General features: G+C 44.6%; 13 protein-coding genes, 3 rRNA genes and 1 other RNA gene. All 17 read right to left on the bottom strand.

Annotated features, from left to right (window positions below):
• Positions 1-13: 13 nt before the first annotated feature.
• The 17 genes from CEF16_RS16190 to tadA all read right to left on the bottom strand — a co-directional run bounded on the left by CEF16_RS16190 (position 14) and on the right by tadA (position 15253).
• Entirely contained in the window at positions 14-829 is an 816-nt protein-coding gene (locus CEF16_RS16190) for a PSP1 domain-containing protein (protein ID WP_091587542.1), read from the bottom strand.
• A gap of 2 nt (positions 830-831) precedes the next feature.
• On the bottom strand, positions 832-1818 hold the full coding sequence (gene holB / locus CEF16_RS16185) for a DNA polymerase III subunit delta' (protein WP_091587544.1): 987 nt from the start codon (positions 1816-1818) through the stop codon (positions 832-834).
• A gap of 15 nt (positions 1819-1833) precedes the next feature.
• Complete coding sequence (locus tag CEF16_RS16180) at positions 1834-2163, bottom strand: cyclic-di-AMP receptor (RefSeq protein ID WP_091587546.1); 330 nt, start codon at positions 2161-2163, stop codon at positions 1834-1836.
• Between the two features lie 129 nt (positions 2164-2292).
• On the bottom strand, positions 2293-2931 hold the full coding sequence (gene tmk / locus CEF16_RS16175; protein ID WP_091587547.1) for a dTMP kinase: 639 nt from the start codon (positions 2929-2931) through the stop codon (positions 2293-2295).
• Positions 2932-4386 (bottom strand): aminotransferase class I/II-fold pyridoxal phosphate-dependent enzyme, encoded by a 1455-nt coding sequence (locus CEF16_RS16170; protein ID WP_091587549.1) that lies wholly within the window; start codon positions 4384-4386, stop codon positions 2932-2934.
• Positions 4387-4690: 304 nt separating this feature from the next.
• Positions 4691-4897 carry a sigma factor G inhibitor Gin gene (locus CEF16_RS16165; RefSeq protein WP_091587551.1) on the bottom strand — a complete coding sequence of 69 codons (207 nt, stop codon included), beginning with the start codon at positions 4895-4897 and terminating at the stop codon, positions 4691-4693.
• A 229-nt stretch (positions 4898-5126) separates the two neighbouring features.
• Positions 5127-5243: ribosomal RNA gene (gene rrf / locus CEF16_RS16160) — 5S ribosomal RNA — on the bottom strand.
• A 130-nt stretch (positions 5244-5373) separates the two neighbouring features.
• Positions 5374-8313, bottom strand: a 23S ribosomal RNA gene (locus tag CEF16_RS16155).
• A 291-nt stretch (positions 8314-8604) separates the two neighbouring features.
• A 16S ribosomal RNA gene (locus CEF16_RS16150) occupies positions 8605-10173 on the bottom strand.
• The 16S, 23S and 5S rRNA genes sit together here, the layout of an rRNA operon.
• Before the next feature lie 454 nt (positions 10174-10627).
• Complete coding sequence (locus tag CEF16_RS16145) at positions 10628-10894, bottom strand: pro-sigmaK processing inhibitor BofA family protein (RefSeq protein WP_091586286.1); 267 nt, start codon at positions 10892-10894, stop codon at positions 10628-10630.
• Positions 10895-11016: 122 nt separating this feature from the next.
• Positions 11017-11238, bottom strand: coding sequence for a YaaL family protein (locus CEF16_RS16140; RefSeq protein ID WP_091586288.1), 222 nt, complete (start codon positions 11236-11238; stop codon positions 11017-11019).
• Positions 11239-11252: 14 nt separating this feature from the next.
• The gene (gene recR, locus CEF16_RS16135; protein ID WP_091586290.1) at positions 11253-11849 is read right to left on the bottom strand and encodes a recombination mediator RecR; all 597 of its coding nucleotides are present in this window, start codon (positions 11847-11849) and stop codon (positions 11253-11255) included.
• A gap of 12 nt (positions 11850-11861) precedes the next feature.
• Positions 11862-12173 (bottom strand): YbaB/EbfC family nucleoid-associated protein, encoded by a 312-nt coding sequence (locus CEF16_RS16130; RefSeq protein WP_091586292.1) that lies wholly within the window; start codon positions 12171-12173, stop codon positions 11862-11864.
• A gap of 39 nt (positions 12174-12212) precedes the next feature.
• Positions 12213-13928: a DNA polymerase III subunit gamma/tau gene (gene dnaX, locus CEF16_RS16125; RefSeq protein WP_091586294.1), complete on the bottom strand. Its 1716-nt coding sequence runs from the start codon at positions 13926-13928 to the stop codon at positions 12213-12215.
• A 170-nt stretch (positions 13929-14098) separates the two neighbouring features.
• Positions 14099-14364, bottom strand: an RNA gene (gene ffs, locus CEF16_RS16115) — signal recognition particle sRNA large type.
• 153 nt (positions 14365-14517) lie between these two features.
• On the bottom strand, positions 14518-14682 hold the full coding sequence (locus CEF16_RS16110; RefSeq protein WP_091586298.1) for a YycC family protein: 165 nt from the start codon (positions 14680-14682) through the stop codon (positions 14518-14520).
• A 73-nt stretch (positions 14683-14755) separates the two neighbouring features.
• A complete protein-coding gene (tadA, locus tag CEF16_RS16105) occupies positions 14756-15253 on the bottom strand; it encodes a tRNA adenosine(34) deaminase TadA (protein WP_425427995.1) in 498 nt (165 codons plus the stop codon).
• Positions 15254-15285: the final 32 nt, after the last annotated feature.

Here is a 15285-nt window from a genome sequence, read left to right as displayed (position 1 = left end):
CACCCGTGTGACTTCAGCTCACAATATATCCTGCTTCCATTAGTTCATCAAGACTATATTCTAATACATTTTCAGGTTCTGAAAGATCTACCTCAACGAGACGTTCAAGAATATTAATTCCTACCACTTTTCCTTCTCCTTGAGGAGTAGTGATCTTCTCCCCAATATCAGGCAGCTCTTTTTTGGCTGTTTCGTAATGATCATTTTCATACTTTAGACAGCACATAAGCCGACCGCATAATCCGGAAATTTTTGCGGGGTTGAGTGAAAGATTTTGATCTTTGGCCATTTTGATGGAAACCGGTTCAAAATCTCCCAAGAAAGAAGAACAACAAAGTACCCGTCCGCACGGTCCAATACCACCGAGCATTTTAGCTTCATCTCGAACGCCTATCTGGCGTAATTCAATTCGTGTCCGAAAAACGGAAGCAAGATCTTTTACCAGCTCGCGAAAATCAATTCTTCCGTCTGCTGTAAAATAAAAAAGCACCTTGTTCCGATCAAACGTATAGTCGACATCAACTAACTTCATATCTAAACTATGTTCCTCAATTTTAGCTGCACATACTTCATATGCTTTATCTGCTAATTCTTTATTCTCTTCTATAGTTAACTTATCTTGCGTATTAGCAATTCGAAGAACTTGTTTTAATGGAAGAACAACGTCGTCATCGTCTACTTGTTTTTTTCCGATCACCACTTTGCCGAATTCAAGACCGCGGGATGTTTCAACTACTACCCACTCATCTTTTTCTATATCAAGATCGCCTGGGGAGAAATAATAAATTTTCCCTGCTTTCTTAAATCTAACTCCAACAACATCATGCAAAGCTACGATCCCTCCTGTAAGCGGAGCAGTAATTGCTCCATAAGAAGCTGCGCATTAACATTGGCGCGAAGACGGCGTTTCGCTTCAAGGATCCGCTGCAGCTGCTTTGCAACCTCTCTTTCTGACATTCGAAGGGCATCCTGCTTTAATTTATCCGCTTTATCAGGATAAGCAAGATTATCTTTTTCATGTTTGACCGCCAAAAGGTCGCGATACCAGAAAAGCAGCAAATCCAAGCCGATGTCCTGCTCTTTTCTATCCGTAAAATGGGCTAGCCACTTTTCTTGTAATGTTAACAGCATCTGCTGAGGCCGATGTTGTACCTCATCTATTAATTGTATCACTAGATTTCTTCCATGTACAATCCAGTCTTTTTTCTCTTCAGCGTATTCTTCTGCTATGTTATCAGGGAATCTTGCTAATAGAGAAGCAGCAGCTTCACTAAACCCTGTTTCTTTAAAGATAGTCTCCCGTTTCTTTAATGGCGGCGGAGCAAACGTAATTTTTTGGGCTCTGGATATAATGGTATCAAGCATAAAATGTGTGTTTTCTGTCAACAAAAGAGCCAGCGTAGGGCTCTCTGGCTCTTCTAAAAACTTTAACAGACTATTTGCAGCACTAGCTGTCATTTTGTCCGCTTCATTTACAATATATACTTTCAGCCCCGCTTCCATTCCTTTGTACGTGAATTCTTTTTGCAGACTCTCCACCTGCGCCTTTTTAATGGAAGCTCCTTCAGGCTCTACGACCATAACATCTGGATGATTACTATGCTCAATACGGCGGCACTGCGTACAATTTCCGCACGGGGCAACATTTGTTTTCTGCTGGCAAAAAAGGCTTTTAGCGAGAAGTACAGCTGCTGCTTTCTTGCCTGCCCCTCTCATGCCTTCAAATATATAAGCATGAGCCAGCCTTTCTTTTTCCATACTTCTTTCAAGCATTGTCATTACAGTAGGCTGATCATTTTTTAATTCTTCCCAATTCATGTCCATCCCTCAATTTTAAAACTGTTCAAACTGTTCTACCTGCATAATAAAAACAGTAGCCCCGCCAACTTGTACTTCTACCGGATAAGGAACATAAGAATCGGCATTTCCACCCATAGGAGAAACAGGGGCTACGAGCTGCTCCCTTGATTTACAGTTATTTTGGATAATGTCTAATACTTTGTTGACATGCTCATCTTCCACACCTATTAAAAACGTTGTATTTCCTGCTCTTAAAAAACCGCCAGTACTTGCAAGTTTTGTGGCACGATAGTCTTGGTCTACCAATGCATTAGATAAACGATTGCTGTCCTTATCTTGGACTACAGCAACAATAAGCTTCATCAAAACCCCCCTCTTTCTTTTCGTATTGCCCGGAGTTTTTTATTATCCTACTGAATTTATATTAATTAAATATTCCTTATGATAAATGCCGTATTATCCTTGGATTGTTGATAGGATGCAAACTGTTGATTAGTCGTTAAACAGAGATTGAATATGTGTAACAGCTTCATCGACAACTAGCTCTACGGATTGATCTGCGTCTATTTTAAACATTCGGTTTGGAAATCTTTCCAGTAATAAATGATAGGCTTCGAAAACCTTTTTATGAAATTCAATCGTTTCTTGATCGAGCCGGTTAAATTCCCGCTCCTTATTCTGGTGAATACGTGACAGCCCTCGTTCAGGTACAATGTCTAAATAAATCGTTCTATCTGGCATATATTCTCCAATAGCAAACTCATTAATATTATATACCTCCTCCATACCAATGCCGCGTGCATAACCTTGATATGCTAGGCTGCTGTCGATAAAACGATCACAAAGAACAATATAGCCTTGTTCTAAGGCAGGCACAACCTTTTCCATTAGATGCTGTCTTCTTGCAGCCGCGTATAATAGCGCTTCGGTTCGTTCTTCCATCTTTATATGTTCAGGGTTCAGAATTATTGTTCTTATTTTTTCTGCTATATCAATTCCCCCGGGCTCCCTAGTTTTTATTACCCGTCTTCCCTCACTATCTAATATATTTAAAATATGTTCAATTACTGTGGATTTGCCTGCTCCTTCACATCCTTCGAACGTAATAAATACTCCGCTATCTGCTCTCATTTATTCTTCATCCTTTTCCTGTATGCTTATGTACCAATCATGGTGATAGTACTCTGCTCCTTGTACACGTCCTCCATTTTTTAACCAATCCAGTAAATAGATATAGCGCTCCCCCTTTATTATCTCCCCTTTTAAAAATAATGGAACACCTGGAGGATAAGGAATGATGTCTGTGCCGGCTTTTTTTCCATTGGCTTTTTCTATTGACTCCTTCCATTGTTTCACATGAAACAATGATTTTCCTTCTTCTGTGTGTATTATTTTAGAGTGAAAAGATGGCATGTTAAATGGAATTTTGCTTTTGTCAGCTTTTCCTTCAGCTTTCATCCTCTCTACCGAAGAATGGAGTTTTTCATAAACTGCGGTGGGAAGAGGTTTTTCTGCAAGCGGCAGTACTAATAAAACGTGTTTATGATCTGCTAATTCAACGAAAATATTTTCGTTTTCTAAATAAACCTGCAGGTCCCAGCCACTATAACCTTCTGGAGCTTTTACTATACATTTCAATAAATCATGCGAAATTCCTCTAGGAGTAACAAGAGAAAGGCCAGATGCTTTTTGTATTTTGTCTCTAACCGTAATGAAATGGTTTGTTAAAGCTTCGCCGCTTTTTTGCTTCATATCAAAAAGATACTTCCTAGCCCCATCTAAGGAAGCCATTACAGGATAAGAAGGGCTGCTTGATTGAACCATAGAAGCTGTTTGTTTTAGAACATCGGCGGACAGGCTGCTATTTTTCCCTAAATGTAAAAAAGCCCCCATAGTCAATGCAGGCAAAGTCTTATGAGCAGAATGAACAACGGCATCAGCACCTTGCTCAAGTGCAGAATCTGGAAACATAGAGCCCGCCATAAAATGGGCACCATGTGCTTCATCAACTACCACAGCTGCTCCTCTAGTATGAGCAAGCCTAACAATCGGCTCAAGACGAGGAGCCCAGCCATAATAGGTTGGAGATGTTAGGATAAGACCTTTAGCTTCTGGATAAATAGCAAACGCTTTTTCTACTGTGGATAACGAAATTCCTGCTGATAACTGAGATTCACCATCATATTCAGGAAATAGAAAGACCGGCTTCAACCCTGCAAGCCTTATGCCATTTATAACAGACTTGTGGGAATCCCGCTGCACCAATACAATATCTCCTTGGTTAAATGCACCAAGAATCATTGCTAAATTTCCAGACGTGGACCCACCCACAAGAAACAATGTCTCTGAGGCACCATAAAGCTCAGCTGCTAACTTTTGAGCTGACGCAATAACTCCTTCTGCGTCATGTAAATCATCTAAATTTGTAAGCTCTGTTAGATCAAATGGTAAAACAGAAGCAAATATATTTTTTATCCCAGAAGACATAACACTGCCATTTTTATGTCCTGGCACATGAAAAGAAACAGGTTGTTTATCTACATGTTTTAGTAAAGCCTCTACTAGAGGCATTGATTGTTGGTCCATCTTAGTACCTCTTTTATCGTTTTAAGGCGAAAATGTTTCTTTCTTAAGTTAAGGGAGCAATCCAATGAGTGATGAGAAAATGAATCGCCTTTTATCGGAGCAAGGCTTACGGAAGAAAAAAATAGGAAACTTGTTCATCAAAAAACCTTCCATATTTCATCGCCCCGCACTCAATAAGGTGTTGATTATCAGGTTAAAACAGGAGTTTAGCGATTTCGACATATAAGATTCTACATCTTTCATCATGCATCGTTTATACATTCTATTAGAATTATGACGTATTGATCTGTTTCTTGCAATTTATCTATGAAAGTAATGTTTGACCTTTTAATTTTCTTAATTTTTTAACCTTTTCTTCATAGGCCGGATTCTCTGGTTCTAAGTGTATTATTTCCCTTTCACATTCTTTGCATAAAAATGAGTCTAGAATGTGTATTCCATGTTGTTTTTCTCGTTCACATAGAATACAAGGTTCACGCCATGATTTGTCCTTCTTTTTAAAAGTCAACATACACACCTCCTATGAATCTTAGTTTCTCCTAAATTATGAGATTTTATCCACGTTTCTATTTATAAACATAAAATATTTTCTCGTATATCGTCTAGAAATGAAACCTCAACTGATGTACATCTTGTACGTAATGCAGACCTCTATCAAAAATCCTGTATTTTATTTCCTTGAACTTATTTTCTTAACGCAAAAAAGCTGCCAGAATTCTATTCTGACAGCTTTCGTTATGGCCTGGCAGCGTCCTACTTTCACAAAGGGTTGCCCCTTCATTATCATCGGCGCTGAAGAGCTTAACTTCCGTGTTCGGCATGGGAACGGGTGGAACCTCTTCGCTATCGTCACCAGACTTTGGATGGAATCGTTTGATCATCGTCATAGGAGACAACATCTTAACGATCCTTTTCTTGATAGGGAATTGCTCCCTCAAAACTGCATAACGAATATTTGAACCGTTCTACGAGGCGCTTACCTTTGTTGTGGATAAGCCCTCGACCGATTAGTATCTGTCAGCTCCACGTGTCACCACGCTTCCACCTCAGACCTATCAACCTTGTCATCTGCAAGGGGTCTTACTAGCTTGGCGCTATGGGAAATCTCATCTTGAGGGGGGCTTCATGCTTAGGTGCTTTCAGCACTTATCCCGGCCACACGTAGCTACCCAGCCATGCTCCTGGCGGAACAACTGGTACACCAGCGGTGTCTCCATCCCGGTCCTCTCGTCCTAAGGACAGCTCCTCTCAAATTTCCTGCGCCCGCGACGGATAGGGACCGAACTGTCTCACGACGTTCTGAACCCAGCTCGCGTGCCGCTTTAATGGGCGAACAGCCCAACCCTTGGGACCTACTTCAGCCCCAGGATGCGACGAGCCGACATCGAGGTGCCAAGCCTCCCCGTCGATGTGGACTCTTGGGGGAGATAAGCCTGTTATCCCCAGGGTAGCTTTTATCCGTTGAGCGACGGCCCTCCCATACGGTACCGCCGGATCACTAAGCCCGACTTTCGTCCCTGCTCGACTTGTAGGTCTCGCAGTCAAGCTCCCTTTTGCCTTTGCACTCTGCGAATGATTTCCAACCATTCTGAGGGAACCTTTGGGCGCCGCCGTTACTGTTTGGGAGGCGACCGCCCCAGTCAAACTGCCTACCTGACACTGTCCCTGGACCGGGTTACGGTCCGAGGTTAGAATTTCCGTACAGCGAGGGTAGTATCCCACCGACGCCTTCACCGAACCTGGCGGTCCGGTTTCCAAGGCTCCTACCTATCCTGTACACGCTGTACCAAAATCCAATATCAAGCTGCAGTAACGCTCCATGGGGTCTTTCCGTCCTGTCGCGGGTAACCTGCATCTTCACAGGTATTATAATTTCACCGGGTCTCTCGTTGAGACAGTGCCCAAGTCGTTGCACCTTTCGTGCGGGTCGGAACTTACCCGACAAGGAATTTCGCTACCTTAGGACCGTTATAGTTACGGCCGCCGTTTACTGGGGCTGCAATTCGGAGCTTCTCCCAAAAGGGATAACCCCTCCTCTGAACCTTCCAGCACCGGGCAGGTGTCAGCCCCTATACTTCGCCTTGCGGCTTCGCAGAGACCTGTGTTTTTGATAAACAGTCGCTTGGGCCTATTCACTGCGGCTCTCCAAGGCTCTTCACCCTAGAGAGCACCCCTGCTCCCGAAGTTACGGGGTCAGTTTGCCGAGTTCCTTAACGAGAGTTCGCCCGAGCGTCTTAGAAGTCTCATCCCACCTACCGGTGTCGGTGTGCGGTACGGGCACCTCTTCCCTTGCTAGAGGCTTTTCTTGGCAGTGTAGGATCAGGAACTTCGGTACTATTCTTTCCTTCGCCATCACCGCTTCGCCTAATGATGAACGGATTTGCCTGTTCATCGGCCTTACGGTTTGGACGCGCTATTCCAGCAGCGCGCTTACCCTACCTTCCTGCGTCCCCCCGTCACTCAAACGGGAAGGAGGTGGTACAGGAATTTCACCCTGTTTTCCATCGCCTACGCCTTTCGGCCTCGGCTTAGGGCCCGACTAACCCTGAGCGGACGAACCTTCCTCAGGAAACCTTGGGTTTTCGACGGAAGGGATTCTCACCCGTCTTCTCGTTACTCATACCGGCATTCTCACTTCACAGCGCTCCACCGGTCCTCACGATCCGGCTTCTCCGCCCTTCGACCGCTCCCCTCCCACGCACACCCGATGGTGTGCATCCACAGCTTCGGTGATACGTTTAGCCCCGGTACATTTTCGGCGCAGAGTCACTCGGCTAGTGCGCTATTACGCACTCTTTCAATGATGGCTCCTTCTAAGCCGACATCCTAGTTGTCTAAGCACCTCCACATCCTTTTCCACTTAACGTATACTTAGGGACCTTAGCTGGTGGTCTGGGCTGTTTCCCTCTCGACTACGGATCTTAGCACTCGCAGTCTGACTCCCGGATAACAAGTCGCTGGCATTCGGAGTTTGACTGAATTCGGTAATCCTGTAGGGACCCCTAGTCCAATCAGTGCTCTACCTCCAGGACTCTTTTATCCGAGGCTAGCCCTAAAGCTATTTCGGTGCGAACCAGCTATCTCCGAGTTCGATTGGCATTTCACCACTACCCACACCTCATCCCCGCAATTTTCAACTTGCGTGGGTTCGGGCCTCCAGCAGTTGTTCCCCTGCCTTCACCCTGGACATGGGTAGATCACACGGTTGCGGGTCTGCGACCGCATCCTGTACGCCCTGTTCAGACTCGCTTTCGCTTCGGCTCCGCGTCTTCCGCTTAACCTTGCATACGAGCGCAACTCGCCGGTTCATTATACAAAAGGCACGCCGTCACCCATAAACGGGCTTCGACTACTTGTAGGCACACGGTTTCAGGATCTCTTTCACCCCCCTTCCGGGGTGCTTTTCACCTTTCCCTCACGGTACTGGCCCGCCATCGGTCACTAGGGAGTATTTAGCCTTGGGAGATGGTCCTCCCGGATTCCGGCGGGGGTTCCCGTGCCCCGCCGTACTCAGGATCCACTCCGGAGGAAACAGCGTTTCGACTACCGGGCTCTTACCGTGTCTCGCGGGCCGTTCCAGGCCGCTTCGCCTACGCTGTTTCTTCGTCCCTCCGATGGAGTGTCCTACAACCCCAGGGTGCAAGCACCCTGGTTTGGGCTGATTCCGTTTCGCTCGCCGCTCCTCAGGAAATCGCATTTGCTTTCTCTTCCTCCGGGTACTAAGATGTTTCAGTTCCCCGCGTCTGCCTTCTCCCACCCTATAGATTCAGGTGCGGATACCATCCCATTATGGATGGTGGGTTTCCCCATTCGGATATCCCCGGATCAAAGCTTACTTACAGCTTCACGGGGCGTTTCGCCGTTCGTCGCGTCCTTCTTCGGCTCCTAGTGCCAAGGCATTCACCGTGCGCCCTTTCTAGCTTAACCTTACAAAGGTAGTTGTATTATTCTAAAACACGCCTCGAAAGTCTCATAATCATGGTCATGTACTGACCACCTTGATGAAACTCCGGTGTATTCTTTGGCTCTTGCATTCGTTATCCAGTTTTCAAGGAACAACGGACAGGATGTCCTGCCTTCGGCGTTGTCACAGGACGTGACGTACTTAGCCGAAGATCATTCATTGAGAGTTCTCCTCTCAAAATTGAATGAAAGTCACAGCGTCCGCTCCCTGGATCAAGAGCTCCAGTGGAGCTCGACTCGGAAAATACTCCGTAGAAAGGAGGTGATCCATCCCCACCTTCCGGTAGGGATACCGTGTTACGACTTCACCCCAATCACCTGCCCCACCTTCGGCGGCTGGCTCCCATAGGGTTACCTCACCGACTTCGGGTGTTGCAAGCGCTCGCGGTGTGACGGGCGGTGTGTACAAGGCCCGGGAACGTATTCACCGCGGCATGCTGATCCGCGATTACTAGCGATTCCGGCTTCATGCAGGCGAGTTGCAGCCTGCAATCCGAACTGAGAATGGCTTTTTGAGATTCGCTTCACCTCGCGGCATCGCGTCCCTCTGTACCATCCATTGTAGCACGTGTGTAGCCCAGGTCATAAGGGGCATGATGATTTGCCGTCATCCCCACCTTCCTCCGGTTTGTCACCGGCAGTCACCCTAGAGTGCCCAACTGAATGCTGGCAACTAAGGTTAAGGGTTGCGCTCGTTGCGGGACTTCACCCAACATCTCCCGACACGAGCTGACGACAACCCTGCACCACCTGTCATTCTGTCCCCCGAAGGGGAACCTTCCATCTCTGGAAGTGGCAGAAGATGTCAAGACCTGGTAAGGTTCTTCGCGTTGCGTCGAATTAAACCACATGCTCCACCGCTTGTGCGGGCCCCCGTCAATTCCTTTGAGTTTCAACCTTGCGGTCGTACTCCCCAGGCGGAGTGCTTAATGCGTTTGCTGCGGCACTAAGGGCGTCGAACCCCCTAACACCTAGCACTCAACGTTTACGGCGTGGACTACCAGGGTATCTAATCCTGTTCGCTCCCCACGCTTTCGCGCCTCAGCGTCAGTTACAGGCCAGAGAGCCGCCTTCGCCACTGGTGTTCCTCCACATCTCTACGCATTTCACCGCTACACGTGGGATTCCGCTCTCCTCTCCTGTACTCAAGTTCCCCAGTTTCCAATGACCCTCCACGGTTGAGCCGTGGGCTTTCACATCAGACTTCGGAAACCGCCTGCGCGCCCTTTACGCCCAATAATTCCGGACAACGCTTGCCCCCTACGTATTACCGCGGCTGCTGGCACGTAGTTAGCCGGGGCTTTCTGCTCGGGTACCGTCAAGGTACCGGCCTCTTCGACCGGTACTTGTTCTTCCCCGATAACAGAGCTTTACCATCCGACAACCTTCTTCACTCACGCGGCGTGGCACCGTCAGGCTTTCGCCCATTGCGGATGATTCCCTACTGCTGCCTCCCGTGGGAGTCTGGGCCGTGGCTCAGTCCCAGTGTGGCCGATCACCCTCTCAGGTCGGCTACGCATCGTTGCCTTGGTAAGCTCTTACCTCACCAACTAGCTGATGCGCCGCGGGCCCATCTTGCAGTGTAAGGAACAAGTCCCTACTTTTACAATCAAATCATGCGATTTGGCTGATCATCCGGTATTAGCCCCGGTTTCCCGGGGGTATCCCAGTCTGCAAGGCAGGTTGCCCACGTGTTACTCACCCGTCCGCCGCTCGTTCCACATGCGTCACCCCGAAGGGATCTGCTTGCTTCCCGCGCTCGACTTGCATGTATTAGGCACGCCGCCAGCGTTCGTCCTGAGCCAGGATCAAACTCTCGAATAAATTGGTTCGTCTGATACAAGCTGTATCTGACATAACAATTAAAGAAATTAACAGACGCTTGACTTTCATTCAATTTTCAAAGGACAACTTAGCGCTCTCTTTCAAAGCGACAAGTAATATCATAACAAGTTACCAAAATGATGTCAACAACTTCATGATATTTTTTTATAAGTTTTTTTAGAATCTCTTCGCTTGTTTAAGCGACAAATAATAATATAACACCCGTGATAAAAAAATGCAATAGTTTATTTTATAAAAACTTGGCTTACCGCCAAATCCATATGGAGGAAGTCGTAGTTTTGCTTATACTTTGGATCCTTTAGCAAGTTTAAACTTTCCTAAAGTACAAAAAAAATAAAAATAATTGCTTTTGTTTTTTGTTTATTTATAATCACGGATTTCCTATTGTAACTTCTTTACGGTAAATGTCAATAACAATTTTCATAATAGAACTTCACATAAGAATGAAAAGGTCTACGGCAACAAGCATGACTACCCCTGGAATACCAAGCAATCCTGAAACCATTACTGTAAAGGCATTGATAGGAAGATGATAACCAACAGCACTTCCAAAAGCATTTAGAAAAAACAAAGCCAACGCTCCTATAATTAAGCGAACAAAAATTCCACCGGTCCATCTAAACGCCTTCACCCCGCCACCTAGCAACAAAAACAAACAAACGCCGATACCTGCTATTGAGATGTAAAGTATAGGATCCATGTTTTCCCTCCTGCATCATGATTAAGACTAAATATTTGTTTTCCTCACATATATATGTACAAGCTGAAAATTTATCCTTAAGAAAAAAACTGCTTACGGAATCTCCGAAGCAGCTTGAACCATTACGTATTTTGTTCACTATTTAATTTGCGGTAACGAGCCTCTTTTAATAAAAACATATATTTCGCCCTCTTCTTTTTTAAATCCGCTTGAATTTCTTGTGAGGGCTCTACACTATTAGCTACGATGTATTCATAACGGTCGAGTTCTTGTTTTACTGCATGAATAATTTGAGCCAATCGCTCGTTTTCTGCCTTTTGTATCGTTTTTTTTCGAAAAAGCAAGTTATTCCACCACCCTAAAGTTCTCTTCTCCCCTCAATAGCTTTTGAGAGCGTCACTTCATCTGCATACTCTAAATCTCCCCCAATTGGGAGACCATGCGCTATACGGGTTACTTTAATACCGGTGGGTTTAATCAAACGGGAAATGTACATGGCCGTTGCTTCTCCATCAATCGTAGGATTGGTCGCAACGATTACTTCTTGAATCTCATCATTCTGAAGGCGTTTAATTAACTCAGGAATTTTAATATCTTCCGGTCCAACGCCATCCATTGGTGATATAGCACCATGCAGTACGTGATATAAACCAGAGTATTCACGCATTTTTTCCATAGCTATAACATCTTTTGAGTCCTGTACGACACAAACCACGGACTGATCCCGCTGTTGATCTTCACAAATTCTGCAAGGATCAATGTCTGTTATATGATGACACATAGAACAATATGTTAAATCCCGTTTAGCATTCACTAGTGATTTAGCAAAATCTAAAACGTCCTCTTCTTTCATATCAAGAACGTAAAAAGCCAGGCGGCTCGCCGTTTTGGGGCCAATACCCGGCAATTTCATAAATCCTTCTATTAACTTTGATATAGGCGTTGGATATTGCACCGTATCCTCCTCCTAAAACATTCCTGGGATGTTCATTCCTTTGGTGAACTTACCTAAATCTTGTTCTGCGAGCTCATCCACTTTCTTCAACGCTTCATTCGTTGCAGCAAGAATAAGATCTTGGAGCATTTCCACGTCTTCTGGGTCTACTACGTCTTCATCAATTTCAATGTCAACAATACGTTTATCTCCAGCTGCTGTAACTTTAACAGCACCGCCACCTGCTGTAGCTTCAACCGTTTTTTCTTTTAATTCTTCCTGTGCTTTTTGCATCTGCTTTTGCATTTTCTGCATTTGCTTCATCATATTACCCATGTTTTTCATTTTAAGAGCCTCCAATTTTGAATTAATTACACTTTATTACTACTTTTCTTTTATTTCCACTAATTCAGGACCGACTAATTTAATGGCTTCATCGATAACAGGGTCTTTGCTTTCTTCCTCAGATGAAGAAGTTTCCTCTGTTGATTGCTGTTTTTTCTTAAAGCCTTCTTTTATTTTCTCCCACTGCCCAGAAATAATGGTTAAAGGCTGTAACGTTTTTCCACATACTCCTTCTAAAGCTTCTTGTACTAAAGATCGGAACTTTGTGTCCACCATATTTCTATGCATTTCATTTTGAAAGGACAATAAGACGGTTTCTCCATCTGAGACCACAGGCTTTGCGTCACTTAACCACGCATGAGCTGGCACACTTTGCTGTTTCACTCGTTTCATCACGTCAGGCCAGCTGCTAGTAACAAATTGAAGTTCTTGCTTTGTTGCCCCTTCAAGAATAGCTTTTACTTTCCCTTCTCCTTCAAGCCCGGTTGCTATCGTTTTTGATGTTTGTTCACGTGCGGCTTTACTCTTTTGAATCGTCTCGGTAGCAGCTGTACTCTCTTGAGCCGGCGGAGACTGTTGCCATTTTTTCACCTCTCGCTCTAATTGAGCAATTTTCTCTCTAAGATCAACCACTTCTCCCGAGTCTTCAGCAATTTCAGAAGATGAACTTTTCGGCGTATGACATATATTAATTAGAGCCATCTCAAGAAAAATTTTAGGATGGCTTGCCCACTTCATCTCTTGATGGTACTCATTTAAGCCGTTGATCACATCATACAACCATGACATTTCAGTGTTAGCTGCTAAATCCTTAAAAGATTCATCAACCGAAACGCGGTCCATAACTTCATCAAGACGAGGGGCGGTTTTATACAAAAGCATGTCCCGAAAATAGTATATCAAATCTTCCATAAACTGAAGAGGATCTTTTCCTTCCTGGATCAGTGTATTGGCTGCTTCTACAGCAGGTGCCGTATCTTTTTCTTTTAAAGAATAAACCACTTTCGTTAAAAATTGCTGTGAAACGGTTCCGGTGATGGCTAAAACATTTTCTGCTGTTACCTTTTCTTTTGAAAAAGAGACAGCTTGATCGAGCAGACTTAAAGCATCTCGCATACCGCCTTCTGCTGAACGAGCAATTAAATGTAAAGCCTCTTCATCTGCTTCCCATCCTTGCTCTTGCATAATGTATTTCATTCTCATAACTAAATCTCTTGCGGTAATTCTTTTGAAATCAAAACGTTGACAACGGGAAATGATGGTCAATGGTATCTTGTGAGGTTCCGTGGTGGCCAGAATAAAAACGGCATGCTTTGGCGGTTCTTCTAATGTTTTTAAGAGAGCGTTAAATGCACCTGTGGAGAGCATATGAACTTCATCTATAATGTATACTTTATATTGAATGTCCCTAGGAGCAGCCATTACATTTTCACGGATATACCTTATCTCATCTACACCATTATTAGAAGCAGCATCAATTTCAATCACGTCTACTACAGAACCATCTGCAATTCCCCGACAAGCCCGGCATTCATTGCAAGGCTCTCTGACAGGCGCTTGTTCGCAATTTATAGCTTTAGCAATGATTTTTGCAGCGCTGGTTTTCCCCGTTCCTCTTGGACCACTGAATAAGTATGCATGAGAAAACTTTTGCTGTTCTAGAGCATTTTGAAGTGTTTTCGTTATATGTTCTTGTCCTACCACATCTTGCAGGAATCGGGGTCTCCACACTCTATAAAGTGCTTTATAGCTCACTCCCGGGACCTCCTTCCTTTGCTTTTTCATTCTTAATTATACCGATTAAACGGTGACTTTTCAAAGCACAAAGTATTCTCCCTGTCCATATTTTATATGGATTACATGTTGTGAGAGTAAAAAAAGAACAGCCCCAGCTGGAGCCGTCCTTCATCATTGTATGTATAAAGCCGTGCACCTTCTGTCGGCAATGCTTCCATGAGCGTTACCCGAGCAGTTAGCTCGGCCCAGGCGACTCTGCGGCACACGAAAGAGTCCGCTTACTGCTGCTTCCTTCCGGACCTGACAGGGTTCACGGGTTTTCGTTGCGCAGAACCCGGACGTCTACACCACTTACTCAGGGCAGACCTCACGGAAACAAAGCCTAAAGAAGGGATTCGGTCCCGCTATAGCGGATTGCGAGTACAGGGCACCGCTACCTCCCCACTTAGCACGGCAAATTCGATAACTTTTTAAGGCGCTTTTTTCAGCGCACTTTTCATTATATCTTTTATGGACAAAGAATGCAATAGTAAATTTATAAATCTTGCTTTACTTATCCGTCTCTGTAACTAAAGAACATAAATATGACTGATGTATATGTCACATCCTATTTTTTATCTGCAGTTTGCTCTTGCTGTTGTTCTTTTTTTTCAAGTTCAGCAATTTTTTCCATGATCACATGAGGTGGTGTATGAACGATGTGTTCTATGGGCATATTCAGCTTTTCAGCCAGTTTCTGAGCTGTTTCAGCAGAAAATTGATTTGGACGCACGTTTTCCCCTCCCACTATTAACATTACTATATTCAATATATCATGGGCGAAGGAGGAATCCAATCCACTAGGTTTATTCTTGGTTAAACATTTTATGTCGTTTATTTTTTTTATTTTTACGTATTTGTCGAAAGAAATTGGTTAAAAGGTTTGAACATACCTCATCTAATATTCCATGAGTTACTTCAGCACGGTGATTAAAACGCTCTTCTTCTAGTAAGTTCATTAAGGTACCAGCGCAGCCTGCTTTTGGGTCTGCAGCACCGAACACAACATGTGGAATTCGCGACTGAACAATAGCCCCTGCACACATAGGACATGGTTCTAGTGTTACGTACAGCGTACAATTTTCAAGACGCCAGCTCCCTATGTATTCACATGCTTGTTGAATAGCTATCAATTCCGCATGCGCTGCTGACTGCTGTTTCGTTTCTCTTTGGTTATATCCCGCCCCAATTACAGTTCCATCATGAACAATGACGCAGCCAATAGGGACTTCCTCTTTTTCTTGAGCCTTGTATGCTTGTTCCACTGCAAGCTGCATCCATTTTTCATGAGAAGTCTCCATCATTTTGTCACCCCGGAAATAAAATCATCTATTTG

It is taken from the genome of Alteribacillus bidgolensis (assembly GCF_002886255.1).
GTDB lineage: Bacteria > Bacillota > Bacilli > Bacillales > Marinococcaceae > Alteribacillus > Alteribacillus bidgolensis.
The sequence above is the reverse complement of the archived record's forward strand: the minus strand, read 5'-3'. Positions and strand labels throughout refer to the sequence as shown.

What these genes read in the sequence shown, in the direction of transcription:
- CEF16_RS16180 (WP_091587546.1), bottom strand. Translation starts at nt 2,163, where the DNA reads ATGAAGCTTATTGTTGCTGTAGTCCAAGATAAGGACAGCAATCGTTTA.
- tadA (WP_425427995.1), bottom strand. Translation starts at nt 15,253, where the DNA reads ATGATGGAGACTTCTCATGAAAAATGGATGCAGCTTGCAGTGGAACAA.
- holB (WP_091587544.1), bottom strand. Translation starts at nt 1,818, where the DNA reads ATGAATTGGGAAGAATTAAAAAATGATCAGCCTACTGTAATGACAATG.
- CEF16_RS16170 (WP_091587549.1), bottom strand. Translation starts at nt 4,386, where the DNA reads ATGGACCAACAATCAATGCCTCTAGTAGAGGCTTTACTAAAACATGTA.
- CEF16_RS16165 (WP_091587551.1), bottom strand. Translation starts at nt 4,897, where the DNA reads ATGTTGACTTTTAAAAAGAAGGACAAATCATGGCGTGAACCTTGTATT.
- CEF16_RS16130 (WP_091586292.1), bottom strand. Translation starts at nt 12,173, where the DNA reads ATGAAAAACATGGGTAATATGATGAAGCAAATGCAGAAAATGCAAAAG.
- tmk (WP_091587547.1), bottom strand. Translation starts at nt 2,931, where the DNA reads ATGAGAGCAGATAGCGGAGTATTTATTACGTTCGAAGGATGTGAAGGA.
- CEF16_RS16145 (WP_091586286.1), bottom strand. Translation starts at nt 10,894, where the DNA reads ATGGATCCTATACTTTACATCTCAATAGCAGGTATCGGCGTTTGTTTG.